The following is an 18,466-nucleotide window of genomic DNA, read 5'->3' as shown; positions in this document are numbered from 1 at the left end:
ACGGCTGTTGAATTATGCTTTTATCGATTCTGAAATCATTAAAGCACATTTTTCGCCATCTATTGCTGCAGAAATAATTCCACCGGCATAACCTGCTCCTTCACCACAAGGATATAATCCTTTAATTTGAACATGTTCTAAGGTTTGATTATCTCTTGGAATTCTGACTGGTGAAGATGTTCTACTTTCTGGTGCATGTAAAATAGCTTCATTGGTAAAATAACCATTCATAGATTTACCAAAATGCACAAATCCTTCTCTCATGGTTTGGGTTAAGAAACTTGGAAAAACTTCTCCTAATTCTACAGAAGTTGTTCCTGGCACATAAGATGTTTTTGGTATCGATGATGAAACTTTCGTTTGAGTAAAATCTACCATTCTTTGAGCTGGAACTTTTTGAGTTTCTCCTGCTAATTGCCAAGCTTTTTGTTCTATGGCTTTTTGAAACTCCATTCCGGCCAAAGGTCCAAATTTTTCAAATGGTTTGAAATCTTCTAATTTTAATTCAACTACAATTCCCGAATTAGCTGTTGCTTGATCTCTTTTAGAAGGTGACCATCCGTTAGTAACTACTTCACCTGGACTCGTAGCACAAGGAGCAATTACGCCTCCTGGACACATACAAAACGAATACATGCCACGACCTGCAACTTGTTTTACGATTGAATAGGGTGCTGGAGGCAAAAATTCACCACGAAAATCACAAGAATATTGAATTTTATCTATCAATTCCTGTGGATGTTCTGCTCTTACTCCAAGCGCAAAAGGTTTAGCTTCAATAAAAATATCTTTTTTATGTAATAATTCAAAAATATCTCTGGCAGAATGACCGGTTGCTAAAATGACTTTATTGGATTCAATTGTAGTTCCATCGTGCAAAACTACTCCTTGAATTTCATTGTTTTTTATAGTAAAATCTGTGACTCTTTTTTCAAATAAAACTTGTCCACCACATTCGATAATTTTCTCACGAATATCCTGAATAATTTGAGGTAGTTTATTGGTTCCAATATGTGGATGAGCTTCTACTAAAATTTCTGACGTTGCACCAAAAGCGACTAAAAGTTCTAAAATTCTATCTACATCACCACGTTTTTTGGAACGTGTATATAATTTCCCATCTGAATAAGTTCCTGCTCCACCTTCACCGAAACAATAATTGGAATCTTCATTTACAATTCCTTCAACGTTTATGGATTTTAAATCTCTTCGTCTTCCACGAACATCTTTTCCTCTTTCAATGACAATCGGTTTTAAGCCTAATTCAATTAATTGTAAAGCTGCAAATAATCCAGCTGGACCAGCACCAACGACAATAACTTCTTGTTTATTGGAAACATTTGGGTAATTTGGCAATTGAATTTCAGTATCCACAAAAGCTTCATTTTGCAAAAAAACTTGTCCTTTGACGTTGAATTTAACAGCTTTTTGACGAGCATCAATGGAACGCTTTTGCACTACAACTTTCTGAATATCTTTTACAGAAATTTGCAATTGTTTAGCAACGGCTTGTGCTAACAAATTTTCATTTGAGGCAACTTCTGGTGCAACTTGAAATTGGAATTCTTTTGGCATTTTTTTTGAGGTTCAGATATTCAGATTATAGATTTTCAGAAATTAATTATAAGTAATTATTATTTCTGATATTAATTCTTGCTGACTACCATTAAAATTATATTTTTTAATATGAATTGGATAATCTTCTGCGTTGTAAGTTATTACAAAATCTCTAAATTGTGTCCCTTGAATTGAATTTATGTTGTCATAACTATAACTTTTAATCAAATTGTTTTGATTAATAACATTACAAGTTTCCAATTCTAAAAGATACTTTAAATAAGGATTCATGTTTTTCATCATACTGTTCTTGGCATCAAATTCAAACGTTTGTTTGTAAGATTGAGTTGAAAATTGATTTTGAAAAATAGTTTTTATTATATTATTAGAAGTAATTTGATAATCTTCAGAATTAAAAATCACCCAATTTCCATTATTGCTATAACTATTTGTTTTTGAAACTAGAATACCATTTTGATAACTAAATGTCGTTTTCTCGTCTTGATCATCTTGAATAATTGTTGTTAACAAATCTCCTTCATAAGTCAGAAAATTAGACTCAACATATAGATTATTTACTAATCTTTTGATTTCAATGATTTTTGAACCATCGTATACAAAATCCAATCTATTGTTAGAATCAGAAAGTGATTTTAATAGATTATTTTCATAATTAAAATCCATATAATAGTCCGTATCAACCTGACCATTATAATATACCTTTTCTTCAATTTTTTTAATTGTATTTGTTGTTAAAGCAGAAGAAGAAGAAGAAGAAGAATCATCATTTGAACAAGAAATTACACTTGTAATAAGGATAAATAAAAGAACATTACAGGCTTTTTTTTTCATTTTTTTTTAAATTTGAGATCAAAAATAATGAATATATAATATCAATTAAGAAAATTAGAACATTTTTTATTTTTTGCAAAAGCAAAGAAATGTTTTTTGAAGTTGTAACTTTGTTTTTTATAAAAATTATGTCGAGAAAAATAAAACTAATTTGGGATTTTAGAGGAGAAGTTGCTGCCAAAACAGCTGAACATCACGAAATTCATTTAAAAGAATTCATAGAAGCAGAAAAACTTGAATTAAACATCACTGGTTTTGAAGTTCTAAACGAAATGTACGCTATTGCTTTTATGGTTGTAGAAGAAAAAGATATGATAATGGTTCGCGATGCTTTGAAACCTCATCGTGGAGAAGTTTTTGAATAAAATTCTAAAAAAATAAATTCCAAATTCCAACTACTATAGTTAGGAATTTGGAATTTAAAATATTGGAATTTCAACTTCTAATTCGCTACTTCACTAATAAACTTAATTCGCATTAAGCGTAACTCTTCAGTATCATAATCACCGTCAAATTCTTTTAGTGCAGCATCTATTTTATCAGATTCAGATTCCATAAAATAATCATGAATTTCTTCTTGTTGTTCATCATCTAATATATCATCAACCCAATATTTTATATTTAATTTCGTTCCAGAATAAACGATTTGTTCCATTTCTTTTAACAAATCATCCATCGATAAACCTTTGGCTTTCGCAATATCATCCAACGCTAATTTTCTATCTACATTCTGAATAACATAAAGTTTTAATCCTGAATTTGCTCCTGTAGATTTAACTACCAAATCATCTGGACGAGTTATATCATTTTCATCAACATATCTGTTAATTAAGGCTACAAAAGGAGGTCCGTATTTTTTGGCTTTTCCTTCTCCAACTCCGTGAATATTACTAAGTTCTACTATAGAAATAGGGTATTTTAAAGCCATATCTTCTAAAGACGGATCTTGAAAAATCACGAATGGTGGTACACTTAATTTTTTAGCTTCTTTTTTACGTAAATCTTTCAACATTGCCATTAATACTTCATCAGCAATTCCTGTTGATTTAGATGCTGTTACAATTGCATCATCTTCTACTTCATTATATTCATGGTCTTCTGACATCATAAATGAAGTTGGGTTTTTTAAATAAGCTTCTCCTTTGGCTGTTGTTTTTAGAACACCATAACTTTCAATATCTTTTCCTAATAGCCCATCTACTAAAACCTGACGAATTAAAGCCATCCAATATCTTTCTTCAAAAGCACTTCCTTTTCCGAAGTAAGGCTGAACATCTATTTTTTGGGCTTTAATAATAGCGTTTACTTTTCCAACTAAAGCAAAAATCAATTCTTTTGATTTAAATATTTGCTTAGTATCTCTCACCATATTTAGCAAAATCACGACTTGATCTTGGGCTTCAACTTTTTTCTTGGGATTGCGAACATTATCATCCATGTCTGCTCCATCTCCATTTACATCGTCAAATTCTTCTCCAAAATAATGCAGTAAAAATTTTCTACGACTCATTGAAGTTTCAGCATAAGCCACAACTTCTTGCAACAAAGAAAAACCAACTTCTTGTTCAGCAACTGGTTTTCCTGACATGAATTTCTCCAATTTCTCAACATCTTTGTATGAGTAGTAAGCTAAACAATGTCCTTCTCCTCCATCACGACCAGCACGACCCGTTTCTTGATAATAACTTTCTAATGATTTTGGAATATCATGATGAATTACAAATCGAACATCTGGTTTGTCAATTCCCATTCCAAATGCGATTGTTGCTACAACGACATCAACATCTTCCATTAAGAACATATCTTGATGTCTGGCTCTTGTTTTAGCATCTAATCCTGCGTGATAAGGAACCGCAGAAATTCCGTTTACCTGAAGTACTTGTGCTATTTCTTCAACTTTTTTACGACTTAAACAATAAATAACACCCGATTTTCCTTTGTGCTGTTTTATAAATCTAATAATATCTGATTCAACATTTTTAGTTTTTGTACGGATTTCATAGTATAGGTTTGGTCTATTAAATGAAGCTTTAAAAGTATTGGCGTTAGACATTTCTAAGTTTTTTAGGATGTCTTCTTGCACTTTTGGAGTAGCGGTTGCAGTTAATCCAATAATTGGAATATCTCCAAGCAACCTTATAATGTTTCTTAAATTTCTATATTCTGGTCTAAAGTCGTGACCCCATTCTGAAATACAATGTGCTTCATCAATTGCGACAAACGACACAGGCACTTCATTAAAAAAATTAATATAGTCTTCTTTAGCTAATGATTCTGGTGCTACATATAATAATTTTGTGACACCTGATCTGATATCTGCTTTAACCTGATTTATTTCCGTTTTAGTCAGTGAAGAGTTTAAAACATGGGCAATTCCATATTCTGAACTTATGCTTCGCATGGCATCTACTTGGTTCTTCATTAGAGCAATTAAAGGGGAAACAACAATAGCTGTTCCACCCAAAACTAATGCAGGAAGTTGATAACACAACGATTTTCCTCCACCAGTTGGCATAATTACAAATGTGTTGTTTCCAGTTATAATACTTTTTACAACACCTTCTTGTAGACCTTTAAATTGGTTAAATCCAAAATACTTTTTTAATTCTTTATGTATGTCTATTTCGCTAGATTTCATTCTTTTTGGTGCATTTAATTCTTTGAAGGTAATCATTTAATTTTATTAGAAATATATCTCTACCTAAATATTATGTTTTAAGATGATTTTACCTAAATTTGCATCTATAAATATACAACTTTCTTTAAAAAACCAAAATAAAATAAAAATAAATTTTGAACACTACTGAAAACATTCTATTAAATGCAAAAAAAACAATACTATCTGAAAGTGAAAGCATTGCAAAACTTGCAGATTATTTAACAACTGATTTTGCTGAAAGTGTAGAAAAAATATTTGTATGCAAAGGAAGAGTTGTTGTTACAGGAATTGGCAAAAGCGCTATTATTGCTCAAAAAATCGTAGCAACTTTAAACTCAACCGGAACACCTTCTATGTTTTTACATGCTTCTGAAGCTGTACATGGTGATTTGGGAATGTTACTAAATGAGGACATTGTAATTTGTATTTCTAAAAGTGGAAATAGTCCAGAAATAAAAGTTTTAGTTCCTTTATTAAAACGTTTTGGCAATACTTTAATAGGTATGACTGCTGATTTAAATTCGTTTTTAGGCAAAGAATCACATCATGTTTTGCATGCTCATGTTGACGCTGAATCTGATCCAAATAATTTAGCACCAACAAATTCAACAACGGCACAATTGGTTTTAGGTGATGCCTTAGCCGTTTGTTTAATGGAAATGAGGAACTTTAAAAGTGAAGATTTTGCCATTTATCATCCTGGAGGAGCTTTAGGTAAAAAATTATTACTTCGTGTAAAGGATATGTTGGATACAACACATGCGCCACAAGTTAATCCTGAGGCTTCAATAAAAAAAGTAATCATGGAGATTTCTGAAAAACGTTTAGGGGTTACTGCAGTTATAGAAAACAACAAAGTTATCGGAATAATAACAGATGGTGATATTCGTAGAATGTTAAACGATAGAGATACGTTTGCGGATTTAACTGCTAAAGATATAATGACTAAAAGCCCTAAAAATATTTCTACTTCAATTTTAGTTAGTGAAGCTTTAAATGTTTTGGAAAACAATGCCATTACGCAATTAGTTGTAATTGATGAAGGAGAATATAAAGGCATTATTCATTTACACGATATTCTTAAAGAAGGAATTGTATAATGGCAAAGAAGAATATAGCAGAAATGTCATTTTTAGATCATCTTGAAGAATTAAGATGGTTATTGATTAGAAGTACTATTGCTATTTTAGCATTTGCAAGTGCTTCCTACTTTTTTATCGATTATATTTATAGTGATATCTTATTTGGTCCAAAAAATCCAAAATTCATTACGTATCAATTTTTCTGTAAAATATCAACTTACTTTGGTTTTCAAGACGCACAAATTTGTAATGCTGAAATGCCTTTTATCATTCAGAATACTGATATGGGTGGACAAGTTTCTTTTATGATTTGGACTTGTATTACTGTCGGATTCATAGTAGGTTTTCCATTCATATTATGGGAGATTTGGAAGTTTATTAGTCCAGCACTTTATGACAAAGAGAAAAAATACGCGGTGCTTTTTATTGTTGTATCTTCCTTTTTATTCTTTTTAGGGATATTGTTTGGATACTTTATCATAACACCCTTATCAGTTTATTTCTTTGGTTCCTTTTCGGCTAGTCCAGAAATCGTGAATGAATTCAACTTAGAATCTTATACGGGAATGATAAAAACGTCGGTTTTAGCTTGTGGATTGATTTTCGAATTACCAATTTTAATCTACTTTTTAACTAAACTAGGCTTAGTTACGCCAAGTTCCCTTAGACAATATAGAAAATACACCTTAATTATAGTACTAGTCCTTTCTGCAATTATTACACCTCCAGATATTATCAGTCAAATAATTGTAGCAATACCTATTATGTTATTGTATGAAATTAGCATTCTAATTAGTGGTGTTGTAGTAAAAAATCAACTTAAAGAAAAATAAAAAATGGCAAATGTAGTAGAAGAATTTAATGATTACCGTTCAAAAATGAATGAAAAATTATTAGCGGATAATAATAAAATTGTAAAACGAATTTTCAATCTAGACACTAATGCATATGCAGAAGGAGCTTTAGATGTTAAAACTAAAGAGCTTTTAGGCTTAGTAGCATCAGCTGTTTTACGTTGTGATGACTGCATCAAATACCATTTAGAAACAGCTCACAAAAACGGAATTACGAAAGAAGAAATGATGGAAGCCATGGGAATCGCAACTCTTGTTGGTGGAACAATCGTAATCCCACACCTAAGAAGAGCTTATGAATTCTGGGAAGCACTTGAAGACAGTGTTCAGTAGACAGTGTTCAGTGTTCAGTGTTCAGTGTTCAGTGTTCAGTGTAAAATAAAAAATTGTTAATTCGTTTAACTGTTAAATTGTTTATTTGTTTATTTGTAAACAAATCTCAGCAACTTTGTAACTTAGTTACTCAGCAACCATAAGAAACATGAAATTAAGAGCAGAAAATTTAGTAAAAACCTATAAGAAAAGAAGTGTTGTAAAAGGTATTTCTGTAGAAGTAAATCAAGGTGAAATTGTAGGACTTTTAGGTCCAAATGGTGCTGGAAAAACGACTTCTTTCTACATGATTGTAGGTTTAGTGAAACCAAATAGTGGTCATATCTACCTAGACGATATGGATATTACTGATTTTCCTATGTACAAACGTGCACAAAACGGAATTGGTTATTTGGCTCAAGAAGCTTCTGTTTTTAGAAAATTAAGTATTGAAGATAATATTCTAAGTGTTCTTCAACTGACTAACAAAACCAAGGAAGAGCAAGTTGCGAAAATGGAAGAATTAATTTCAGAATTTTCTTTGGAACACATTAGAACCAATCGTGGAGACTTACTTTCTGGTGGAGAACGACGTCGTACTGAAATTGCGAGATGTTTAGCTACTGACCCAAAATTTATTTTATTAGACGAACCTTTTGCTGGAGTTGATCCTGTAGCAGTTGAAGATATTCAGAGAATTGTAGCTCAATTGAAAAATAAGAATATTGGAATCTTAATCACAGATCACAACGTTCAAGAGACTTTAGCCATTACAGACAAAACCTACTTAATGTTTGAAGGTGGGATTTTAAAAGCTGGAATGCCAGAAGAATTAGTGGAAGATGAAATGGTAAGAAGGGTTTATCTAGGACAGAATTTTGAATTGCGTAAGAAGAAGCTGGAGTTTTAAAGAAGTGTTCAGTGTTCGGTGTTCAGTGTTCAGTGTTCAGTGTTCAGTAATATGTTATTTTAAAGTTTTTAACGTTACACTTTATTTTTTAAATTTCTGTAATTTCTTACCCGAGCCTGAAAGTGCGAACTGACGAAGTAAATCTGTGTTCCAAAAAACTTACTTCAAACATTTCTCCATCAACTCAATTTTCAAACCATCATAAACGTTTACATCAACTAAACCTTTTATGCCATTGACTTGCGCTTTTTCGGTAAATTGCCATAAAAGCCAATCGTTATCCATTTCTTTTCTCCAAAAATTATAATTAGCTATCCAAAAAGGATATTCAGAGAATTCTTCTTTCAAAAAATCATTATAATAACTTTCTCCTGAATAAATTATCGGTTTAACTTTGTAATGCTTTTCAATTTTAGTCAACCAACGTTTTAAACCTACTTTTAAACTATCAATAGATTGTGTTTTTGGCAGTTTTTCAATATCTAAAATAGGTGGTAGATCTCCTTTGGTTAATTTTACAGTTTTGATGAAATTTTCAGCCTGAAGTAACGAATTTTCATTTGGACGGTAATAATGATAAGCACCGCGAATGTATTTCCCTTTCGTTTTTTCCCAATTATGGGCAAACTTTTCATCTACTTTATCTTTTCCTGCAGTAGAACGAACAATTACAAAATCAACTACGAAACTACCATCTACTTTCTTTATTTCTGACCAATCAACTTCCCCTTGATATTGAGAAACATCAATTCCAATAGTCTTTTCTTTATAAGTGGTCAAAACTTCATAAATCCGAATGTCATGTAGCTCTCGTTCTTTGGTAGATAATGTATTTGAATGTTTAGATTTATAGCCTAAATAATACAAAACTCCATCTCTATATTGATAAACAACTACGGAAAGCATTACAAACAATAAGGCTAAAACAGAAAACACCACTAATTTAGTTAGTGATGTTTGTTTCTTTTTTTGAGTTCGTTTACTTGTAGTTTTCTTCTTAGCCAATTGCTGGTCTTGATGTTGAATTGATTAATACAGATAATAATATATATGACAATACTATAATAGGAATAGCAATAAAATCAAGTAATAAAAATAATACTACAGCAAATGCCATAAATAGGTATTGCAATTTAGCGTCTTTCCATGCAAAAGATTTTAACTTAAGTGAAAATAAAGGAATATTTGCATTTAAAAAATAAGCACTTAATAAAGTTAAAAACATCAATACAAAAGGATTATTTAGTAAATGAAAAAGCCATTCATATTCGCCATAGTATTGTATCATTGGAACACTCATAATAAATAGTGCGTTGGCTGGAGTTGGCAATCCAATAAAAGAATCAATTTGACGCTTATCTATATTAAATTTTGCCAATCTATAAGCAGAAGCAATGGTTATTAGGAATCCGAAATAAGGAACTATACCCATATAAAAGGTCTCTTCTGTTACATTGTATTGAGTTTGTGTGTTTTGAATCGTTTCAATCAGTCTAAACATTATTAAACCTGGCACCACTCCACTAGTTACCATATCAGCTAATGAATCCAGTTGCAAGCCTAATTCCCCTGATACATTGAATTTTCTTGCTAAAAATCCATCCCAAAAATCAAAGAAAATCCCTAAACAAACGAATAAAAAGGCTTCATCATAATAGCCTTTAAAAATGGCAATTATTGCTAATAATCCACTGGATAAGTTTAATAAAGTTATAAAATTTGGTATGTGCTTTTTAATTTCCATAATTGTTACTCAGAATTTATAGCAAATGTAATACAATAAGTTAATACTTTTAGAGTTTAGTAATTAAGAATTTTGTTCGATATTTGTAAAAAAAACAATTGCATTGAAAAAGTTAGTTGTAATTATCCTAATATTACTTCCTGTATTGGTATGGAGTCAAGCTGTGCGAAAATATTCTAATGAATTTTTAAGCATAGGTGTTGATGCAGCTGCATTGGGAATGAGTAATGCCGTTGTTGCAAGCACTGGTGATGTAAATTCTGGGTATTGGAATCCTGCTGGTTTATTAAAACTAGAAGATAGACAAGTTTCTTTAATGCATGCAAGTTATTTTGCTAATATAGCTCAATATGATTATGCCGCTTTTGGAATGCCAATTGATGATAGAAGTGCTTTTGGTATTTCACTAATTCGCTTTGGTGTAGATGATATTTTAAATACGACACAATTAATTGATAGCCAAGGAAACATTGATTACAATAGAATTTCTCTTTTCTCAACAGCTGATTATGCTCTAACGGTTTCTTACGCAAGAGCTTTACCTCTTGAAGGTTTTAATTATGGTGTAAATGCAAAAGTTGTGCGAAGAATAATTGGAGATTTTGCGAATTCTTGGGGGTTTGGTTTTGATTTTGGACTTCAGTATGAAAGCGATAACGAATGGAAAGTTGGATTAATGTTAAGAGATATTACAACCACTTACAATACTTGGACAATAAACGAAGAAGAGTATCAAAAAATTAAAGATGCTGTTCCTGGTGAAAATCAAGATTTACCTGAAACAAGTGAAATTACACTGCCAAAAGCTCAATTGGGACTTTCTAAAAAGTTTGAATTTCACAACGAAATGAGTCTTTTAGCCGCTGGAAATTTAAACATGCAATTTGCACAAACTAATGATATAATTTCAACAAAAGCGGTAAGTATTGATCCTGCTTTAGGGTTTGAATGGGGTTATACCGATTTAGTATTCTTAAGAGCTGGTGTTGGAAATTTTCAACAAATTACTCAAATTGATGATTCTAAAAAACTAAGTTTTCAACCTAATATTGGATTAGGCTTTAAATATAAAGGCATTCAAGTAGATTATGCACTTACAGATTTAGGAGATCAAAGTGTAGCGTTATATTCCAATATTTTTTCTTTAAAAGTCGATTTAGATATTTTTAGTAGATAGTTATTGGTTGTCTGTTGTCTGTTGTCTGTTGTCTGTTAAAATAGTTAATTGTTATGGGTAAAAAATTACTCTTTTTTTTATTTTTATTCGTTTTTTTTCAAGGATTTTCTCAAGATTTACAACTTTCTGAGAATGCTAAAGTTAGTATCATAACAATTGGAACAGCTACTCCTTCGTATGCTTTGTATGGTCATACCGGAATTCGTTTTAAAGACATTGCAACAAATACTGATGTAGTTTTTAATTATGGTGCGTTTGACTTTCAAACACCTAATTTCATGTTACGCTTTGTTAAAGGTGATTTGCAATATTTTGTAACTAGTAATTCTTTTGCTGAATTTGAATACAGTTATAGGTATGAAAACCGAAGTATTTACGAACAAGAACTTAATTTGCCTAAAGATAAAATTAGCATTTTATACAATAACATCAATAACTCCTTAACTTCAAACGAACGCTTTTATACTTATAAATTTATTGATAAAAATTGTACTACAATGGTTATTGATAAAGTCAATGAAGTCTTAGGTAGTCAAGTAATTGATTTTCAAAAACCACAAGAACAAACCTATAGAAGCGTATTATTTCCTTATGCAAATGATCAATTTTTACAGCAATTAGGTATTAATATAATTTTCGGGACTAAAGTAGATGAAAAAGCTACTAAATTATTTCTTCCTTTAGATTTAATGAATGAATTAAAAACTACTAAATACAACGGAAAACCTTTAGTAAAAGAAACTTCAACAATTTTTGAAGCAAAAAAAGAAAAAGTTCCTTTTAATTTTTTCGATTCGATTTATTTACTAATAGTAGTTTTTGGGATAATTGTACTACTAAACAACCAAAAATTAACTTTTGCGTACTTTACGTTATTGGGATTACTTGGTTTATTTTTTAGCTTAATTGGATTATATTCCTTCCATCAAGAAGTACTTTGGAATTATAATGTATTATTGTTTAATCCGTTTTATTTGGTTTTACTTTATTTTTATTACAGAAAAAATGCAATAAAATTTAAACGAGTAAAATGGTTGATTCTTTTTATGTTAGCTATTTATGTAATTTTACTACTCAATAAAGTGTATTTGATTTCTGTTTTACCAATTATAATAGCCAATTTCATTTTGCTTTTTAGAACGAAAATTAATAATTAAAAAATTTTGAAACACAGATTTACTTCGTCAGTTCGCACTTTCAGGCTCGGGTGAGAAATTGAAGAAATTTTAAAAATCTTTATAAATTGGAATTTTGAATTTTTTATATTGGATTTCAAAAAAACCTTACTGTCCTTTATAAAACAAAACAGTTCCTATAGTTTTTATTAAAATATTTATATCTAAAAAAATACTTCGATGCTTGATATAAAATAAATCATATTGTAGTTTAATCAAAGCATCATCAATTGTATCGGTATACGAATGATTCACTTGTGCCCAACCTGTTAATCCTGGTTTAATTACGTGACGTGTTTGATAAAAAGGCAGTTTTTCAGCTATTTGATTAACGAATATTGGTCGTTCTGGTCTTGGTCCAATAATGGACATTTCTCCTTTTAAAACATTGATGAATTGAGGTACTTCATCTAACCTGCTTTTGCGCAAAAACTTACCCAAAGGAGTAATTCTTGTATCGTTTGTTGTGGCAAAAACAGCTCCATCTTTTTCAGCATCTTTTACCATAGTTCTTAATTTATAAATCGTAAAAGGCTTATTGTTTTTACCGACACGATCTTGTGTGTAAAAAAGTGAACCTCTATTCCAAATTAAATTAAAAATTAAGATTAAAGGTAAAATTAGCAATCCAATTGAAATTCCTAGCAGAGAAAAAATCACATCAAAAACTCGCGTAAAAGTTAAGTAAAACTTATTTTGATTGCTTCTGCTAAAAGGGAAGTATTTATAAAAATCTTTGGACAAATAAGCTACTGGTAGTCTGTTTGTACTGGCTTCATATACTTGATCATATTCTCTTATAATAACACCCTCTTCTAATAAATTTAAGAGTTTTTCATATAACCCAACAGATATTTCATCTTTCTTTTTAAAAGCAATTACGATTTCAGTCAATCTATTTTGATATATAAATTCCTCAAATTCCTCAAACGGTATTTTATAATAAGATGATTTGTTTTCATGCTCTAGATGTGAAGCTACAAAACCAATTACCTGATAATGAGGATTTACCTTTGTTAAATCATCAGCCATTCTATTTAAAGACTTACTATCACAAACAAATAAAACACGCTTAATAAATCTGTTAGAAGCAAATAATTTTAAATATAAAAATCTCCAAATTAGTAGCGCAACTAAAATTGCGAAATAAAAATAAATAATTTGTGTTCTATTTTCGGGTAATGTTGGTGTAAAAATTGGGGTTAACAAATAAAACAAAACCGTTGAAGAAGTAGTCAAAATAATACTTCTAACCATTTGATACTGATTGCTAGCGACTTGAAGATTATATAATTCAAAAATAGTTCCGAAAAAATTCAAATACAAGGCTAAAACGATAGTCCAATAAAAATTAGAAAAATCAAGATGAAAGTATGAAAAATTAAAAACTTCTCCTAAAATGTATAATGAAATAAGCACAAAAAGAACATCGATTATTCGAAGTAGAATTTTTCTTTCCGAAATTTCAAAATGTATTTTCTTTTTGATTTTCATTTATAGCTATTATTTGTGCAAATTAACCAATAAATTTACACTTAATCTATACAAAACTGCTTTTTTTGAAGGAATTTATCAAACTAACAATTCATTCCATTTTAATTTCACCACTTGCCAGTCCATAGTTTCCAAAAGCAGTTTAGCGTTTGAAGTAATGTATTTTACTTTTTGAGGATTATTCAATAAGTCTTCAATAGCATTAGTCATTTCTAAAGGTTGATTGTCATTAATTAACAAAGCATTTTTATGATTTGTTAGCATATATGGAATTCCACCAACGTTTGTAGTAACAACTGGCAAACCTAAAGCCATAGCTTCCAAAACACTGATTGGAGTATTGTCAAAATGCGTTGTATTAATAAATACATCATATTCACTCGCTAAATTTGTCCATTGCTCTTTAGAGAGTTTTCCGGTAAAATTGACTTCTAAATTTAGACTTTCTGCAAATTTTTTAGTAGTTCTTAAACTTCCGTCTTTGTCAGGTCCAACCATTTTTAGTGTTGCTTCTGGATATTTTTCTTTTAAAAGTTTTAAAACTTCAACAGCCATTTTCGGGTTATATATAGCAGCAAAAGCTCTAACCCATAATAACTTCGGCTGAATTATAGCTCTAGTCTTAAAGACGTAAGCATTTAGATCAATAGAATTAGGTATAAAAATTATATTATCAAATCCTTCTGATTTAAATTTATCTAATAAATATGAAGATGGGGCTACATTCACATAGGCATTTTTGAAAATAATTCCACATAATTTAGGGCTTTTTTTTAACCGATTCGTCAGATCTCCACCTCTTAGAATAGGAATATAATTTACGTTTAAAACTCTAGCAATTTGACTACAAAATAACGCATACCAAAAGCTAGTAGTACTATACGTATCAATTAAAACATAATCAACTTTTTTAGCATATAAAAAAGTACTTAAAATCATGTCTAAAAAACGAAGAATTTGATTTTTTTTATCAGATGTATATCTTACGTTATAGTCTTCATGAGCTAAAAAGACTCCTAATGTCTCAATAGAAGTTTTATTAAAACCGTGCTTATATAATTTGTTCCCTATGTACAGAAGGTTCTTCATCAAAATTGACTTTTAGTAAAGTTAAAGCATAAATAAATGCTGGGGCCGCTAATCGCATAGCCGCATGATTAATAGTTAAAGCCCAAAACAAATAAAAAGGCAGTAAAAAAAGATTTTGTTTATTTTCAAAAGCTGAAAGTAACGGAACAAATACCAATATCAACAAAGCCAAAATACCAAGCGAGCCATGTTCTGCCAAAAGCCTAGTAACCTCATTGTGAGAGGCAGCGACAATACCCGTTTCTTCTTCTCTAAATTCTTTATTTTTACCTACTCCAATTCCTAATAATGGGTTATCCCAAAACATTTGCAATTCGGTCATAGCAATTTGCTCTCTACCACCTAACCGATCTTCTTTTTCTCGACCTCTTGCATCCTGATTTGCATACCGATTCTCAATCAAACCTCCTGTTTGGATAACACTATAGCTCCATGTTAAGGAGCCTAAAAGGAGAGCTCCTATGATTAGTAAGACTATTTTGCTTTTGGCTTTATTATTAGAATACCTATAAGTTAAGACAAATAAAACTAAAATCATTATTAGACCTGTAATTACTCCTCCTCGAGAAAAAGTAACTATACCTCTATAAGACACAATTAAAAGCAAACCCAAGTGTAATAATTGTTGCTTTTTTGTTTTTGAAAAAAAGAGGAATAAAGCAAAAAAAATAAACATTCCTAAACCTAAAATAGTTGATACTTGATTTGGTCCAAATCCTCCCGAAGTTTGAAAATTTGATGAAGTTCCTGTAACTACATCTCTAACTGAAGGTGTATGTAGAAATAAATAGGTCAATATTGAAATAATGGGAAGAGCAAAAGATTTTAAAATATATTCAAAATCTTTAAATTTTATTTGACGATCATAGCAGTAAAAAACAGAAATAAATAATGTAATTTCTCCTAAAATATTAAATATTATTGCCTTCCTCATATTGGTATCAAAATTCAATACGGTTGTACCAATATAAACCCCAGGCATCAACACCAATAAAAACAACAAATAAATAGCGTTTTTTTTGGAAACACTTGAATAAAAAGCCCCCATTAAACAATAAATTATTACAATATATTTAGCTAAATCGTGAGAAATATTACCATTCGTCATTCGCATTAAAACCTCAGACCCTACAATGTAGGAACAAGCTACTAAAACTTGATTATTCTTATTTTGGGTACGCATAATATATACTAACCCAACGATAGGTATAAGAATTCCAAAAAGTTTTGACAAAAAACCAAGTGCATATAATACAATTCCTAACCCAATATGAGCTAAGATTAAGGTATTGTATGTTATTTTTCTATTCACTATTGGGTATATATTTTCATCAATTGGACGATAGCTTTTTCAGAATTGTATTCTGATGAAACAAAATTACATAAATTTTTTCCCAATCTTTTTCTTAAGGCTATATCTTTTATTAATAAGTCAAAAGCATTCAAAGTCTGCTTTTCGTCATTAACAGAAACCAAAAATCCAGTTATATTATCTTTTATCAACACATTACAATACCCAACATCAGAAGAAATAACTGCTAGGCCTGCTTTACCATATTCCAATAAAGTTACAGGAAAACCTTCTGAAGTCGAAAGCAATACACCTATTTCACATTGATGCAGAATAGAATCAATATCATTTTTTGCTCCATAAATAAAAATCGAATCTAGTACGCTTAAATAATCAATTTTAGATTGTATCCGCATCAGATACTCCTTATCATTCATATTACCAATAAGGTGCAAAGTCCATCCTTCTTGTATTGCATTACTTCTCACAAACATCTCAATTAAAAAAGTATGATTTTTTGGGTTACGCAAATTAGCTAAACAAACCATTCTTTTTCCTTCTATTCCTTTTAAAACAGTTTTATTTAGCTTTTCAGTGGGAACGTACGCTATAAAATTTTGCAAATAATAAACATTTTTGCACCAAAGATTTTTTTTAGCCCAATTTTCAAGCTCTTGATTAACCGTTATTACGGAACTAAAAAACAAAGAAGCTATTTTAAGCTTCCAATTAGTTTTAGCACTATTTATTCGATTTCCATGATGATCATGCCAAACTAATTTAATATTAGGTTGTCCAATTTTTATTAAAACACCAAAAAACCAAGAACTACTGTGGGCATGTACTTGCTTTACATTATTCTTTTTAATAAAATTTAAACATTTTTTTAGCGCCAACAAATCAAAAGTCCTCTTTTTATGTAAATAAAAATAAGTGACTTCTGTTGCTAATTGATTCACTAATGCGCCTTCCGCTCTAGTGGTTACAACACTTGAACTTAAACCTTTTGCGGCTAATGCATTAGCAATGGTAACAACCATTCGTTCTGCACCACCAGCTTCAAGACTATCAATTAACTGAATTGTTCTTATATTTTCTATTGTTGTTTCGATTTTTTTTTGTTTTTCTATTTTAGCAACTTCTTAATTTCTGCTTCAAATTTATCTGTAGTAAATTGTCTAGACCATTTCTGAGCCAATCTACTCATTTTAGTTAAAGCTAAATCAACATCAAGTAAACTTTCAATTGCTTTTACATCTCGTTCTTTATTTTCAGTTAATAGTACTCCCCTTTTTCCTTCACCTAGCATATAAGGAACACACGAAACAGAAGTCACTATTGGAATACAACCCCAAAACATGGCTTCGGCAACCACTTTTGGCCAACCTTCACTTTTTGATGGCAAAATAAGAAAATGATGGTTTTGATATGCTTTTAGAACAATATCCATAGATTGATTGCCTTTTAATTCAACTATATTTTCTAAATTATGAACGATAATATATTGCTCTAATTCTTTGCGTAAATCTCCATCTCCATAAAAATCCAATTTTACCTTTATACCATTTAAATGCAATTGTTCAACTAACTGAATAGCATATAATGGCTGCTTGCCTTTTGACAAAGTACCCACAAATAAAAACGTATAAGGCACTTTAAAAACAGAATCCTGAATCTTATATCCTGAATTCAAAAGATCAAGCTCACTATAAGTAGCTGTAAAAAAAGATTTTATATTTTTAGTTTGCATAGGCCATTCACCATAAACCAAAACTTGCATATTTCTAGTTAATAACTCATTTGACAAGATCCAACGCTGCAGTTTATAGGTTAAAGGCTGTTTCGATTTAGGATCCCAATTTCCAGCATATTTTGCTGTTTTATACTTTGAAGGAAATAATATTTGAACTATCGCACCTATCAATCCCATATTTCCTGGACATCGCAAATGTATATGATCTGCTTTAGACATTACACTATAAGTAGCAAAAATAATAAACGGCAAATTAATAAGAGTGCCTAAAATATGCTTAAACGAGGTTACACTAAACTGTGGAACTTGCTTAAATTCAATATTTTCATGTAGATAAGATGCATGAATCGGATTAATATCATTTTTAACAAGTGGGGCTACTACAAGTAATTGATCAACATACTTTGCCCATATATTCAGTTCCCGAACATATGGAGCATAACCAAAGTATTGATTTCCTTTTTTTATATGTGGAACGTGTGTTATTACAGCAAATTTCATTATGGAGGCCGAGGCC

At 30.4% G+C, this 18,466-nt stretch carries 17 protein-coding genes; 7 read left to right on the top strand and 10 right to left on the bottom strand.

Annotated elements, in window-relative coordinates; all coding sequences use genetic code 11:
• Positions 1–12 precede the first annotated feature (12 nt).
• Together G507_RS0113315 and G507_RS0113310 are read right to left on the bottom strand one after the other, a co-directional pair.
• Complete coding sequence (locus tag G507_RS0113315) at positions 13–1,575, bottom strand: NAD(P)/FAD-dependent oxidoreductase (protein ID WP_026717952.1); 1,563 nt, start codon at positions 1,573–1,575, stop codon at positions 13–15.
• 42 nt (positions 1,576–1,617) lie between these two features.
• Positions 1,618–2,409: a hypothetical protein gene (locus G507_RS0113310; protein ID WP_026717951.1), complete on the bottom strand. Its 792-nt coding sequence runs from the start codon at positions 2,407–2,409 to the stop codon at positions 1,618–1,620.
• A gap of 128 nt (positions 2,410–2,537) precedes the next feature.
• Between G507_RS0113310 and G507_RS0113305 the strand changes: the two genes are divergently transcribed.
• The gene (locus G507_RS0113305) at positions 2,538–2,774 is read left to right on the top strand and encodes a hypothetical protein (protein WP_026717950.1); all 237 of its coding nucleotides are present in this window, start codon (positions 2,538–2,540) and stop codon (positions 2,772–2,774) included.
• A 77-nt stretch (positions 2,775–2,851) separates the two neighbouring features.
• On the opposite strand, the gene G507_RS0113300 is transcribed toward G507_RS0113305, so the two are convergent.
• The gene (locus G507_RS0113300) at positions 2,852–5,047 is read right to left on the bottom strand and encodes a RecQ family ATP-dependent DNA helicase (protein WP_026717949.1); all 2,196 of its coding nucleotides are present in this window, start codon (positions 5,045–5,047) and stop codon (positions 2,852–2,854) included.
• A 155-nt stretch (positions 5,048–5,202) separates the two neighbouring features.
• On the opposite strand from G507_RS0113300, the gene G507_RS0113295 reads away from it, so the two are divergent.
• The 4 genes from G507_RS0113295 (at position 5,203) to lptB (ending at position 8,226) form a co-directional block, all read left to right on the top strand.
• Positions 5,203–6,168 (top strand): KpsF/GutQ family sugar-phosphate isomerase, encoded by a 966-nt coding sequence (locus tag G507_RS0113295; protein WP_026717948.1) that lies wholly within the window; start codon positions 5,203–5,205, stop codon positions 6,166–6,168.
• On the top strand, positions 6,168–6,983 hold the full coding sequence (tatC, locus tag G507_RS0113290) for a twin-arginine translocase subunit TatC (protein ID WP_026717947.1): 816 nt from the start codon (positions 6,168–6,170) through the stop codon (positions 6,981–6,983). The genes G507_RS0113295 and tatC overlap by 1 nt, the downstream gene beginning before the upstream one ends.
• Before the next feature lie 3 nt (positions 6,984–6,986).
• Positions 6,987–7,337 (top strand): carboxymuconolactone decarboxylase family protein, encoded by a 351-nt coding sequence (locus G507_RS0113285; RefSeq protein ID WP_026717946.1) that lies wholly within the window; start codon positions 6,987–6,989, stop codon positions 7,335–7,337.
• Between the two features lie 148 nt (positions 7,338–7,485).
• Positions 7,486–8,226 carry an LPS export ABC transporter ATP-binding protein gene (gene lptB, locus G507_RS0113280; RefSeq protein ID WP_026717945.1) on the top strand — a complete coding sequence of 247 codons (741 nt, stop codon included), beginning with the start codon at positions 7,486–7,488 and terminating at the stop codon, positions 8,224–8,226.
• A gap of 159 nt (positions 8,227–8,385) precedes the next feature.
• Here lptB and G507_RS16980 read toward each other — a convergent pair whose 3' ends face one another.
• Together G507_RS16980 and G507_RS0113270 are read right to left on the bottom strand one after the other, a co-directional pair.
• The gene (locus tag G507_RS16980; RefSeq protein ID WP_035666282.1) at positions 8,386–9,231 is read right to left on the bottom strand and encodes a glycoside hydrolase family 25 protein; all 846 of its coding nucleotides are present in this window, start codon (positions 9,229–9,231) and stop codon (positions 8,386–8,388) included.
• Entirely contained in the window at positions 9,224–9,970 is a 747-nt protein-coding gene (locus G507_RS0113270; protein ID WP_211218984.1) for a CDP-alcohol phosphatidyltransferase family protein, read from the bottom strand. The genes G507_RS16980 and G507_RS0113270 overlap by 8 nt, the downstream gene beginning before the upstream one ends.
• A 103-nt stretch (positions 9,971–10,073) precedes the next feature.
• Between G507_RS0113270 and G507_RS0113265 the strand changes: the two genes are divergently transcribed.
• Both G507_RS0113265 and G507_RS16975 read left to right on the top strand, forming a co-directional pair.
• Entirely contained in the window at positions 10,074–11,147 is a 1,074-nt protein-coding gene (locus tag G507_RS0113265) for a putative type IX sorting system protein PorV2 (protein ID WP_026717943.1), read from the top strand.
• A gap of 53 nt (positions 11,148–11,200) precedes the next feature.
• Entirely contained in the window at positions 11,201–12,304 is a 1,104-nt protein-coding gene (locus G507_RS16975; protein WP_035666281.1) for a lipoprotein N-acyltransferase Lnb domain-containing protein, read from the top strand.
• A gap of 126 nt (positions 12,305–12,430) precedes the next feature.
• Here the strand turns inward: G507_RS16975 and G507_RS0113255 are convergent, their stop codons facing one another.
• The 5 genes from G507_RS0113255 to G507_RS0113235 form a co-directional block, all read right to left on the bottom strand.
• Positions 12,431–13,816: an exopolysaccharide biosynthesis polyprenyl glycosylphosphotransferase gene (locus G507_RS0113255; RefSeq protein WP_026717942.1), complete on the bottom strand. Its 1,386-nt coding sequence runs from the start codon at positions 13,814–13,816 to the stop codon at positions 12,431–12,433.
• Positions 13,817–13,894: 78 nt separating this feature from the next.
• Positions 13,895–14,905 (bottom strand): glycosyltransferase family 4 protein, encoded by a 1,011-nt coding sequence (locus G507_RS0113250; RefSeq protein ID WP_026717941.1) that lies wholly within the window; start codon positions 14,903–14,905, stop codon positions 13,895–13,897.
• Entirely contained in the window at positions 14,868–16,217 is a 1,350-nt protein-coding gene (locus G507_RS0113245; protein WP_342662436.1) for an O-antigen ligase family protein, read from the bottom strand. Before G507_RS0113245 ends, G507_RS0113250 begins: the two co-directional genes overlap by 38 nt.
• Positions 16,217–17,269 carry a glycosyltransferase gene (locus G507_RS0113240; RefSeq protein ID WP_281169403.1) on the bottom strand — a complete coding sequence of 351 codons (1,053 nt, stop codon included), beginning with the start codon at positions 17,267–17,269 and terminating at the stop codon, positions 16,217–16,219. Before G507_RS0113240 ends, G507_RS0113245 begins: the two co-directional genes overlap by 1 nt.
• Before the next feature lie 53 nt (positions 17,270–17,322).
• The gene (locus G507_RS0113235; RefSeq protein ID WP_026717938.1) at positions 17,323–18,450 is read right to left on the bottom strand and encodes a glycosyltransferase; all 1,128 of its coding nucleotides are present in this window, start codon (positions 18,448–18,450) and stop codon (positions 17,323–17,325) included.
• Positions 18,451–18,466 lie beyond the last annotated feature (16 nt).

The organism is Flavobacterium gelidilacus DSM 15343 (assembly GCF_000422685.1).
In the GTDB taxonomy this organism is placed as follows: Bacteria; Bacteroidota; Bacteroidia; order Flavobacteriales; family Flavobacteriaceae; genus Flavobacterium; species Flavobacterium gelidilacus.
This window is presented reverse-complemented; position numbering and strand designations above follow the sequence as displayed.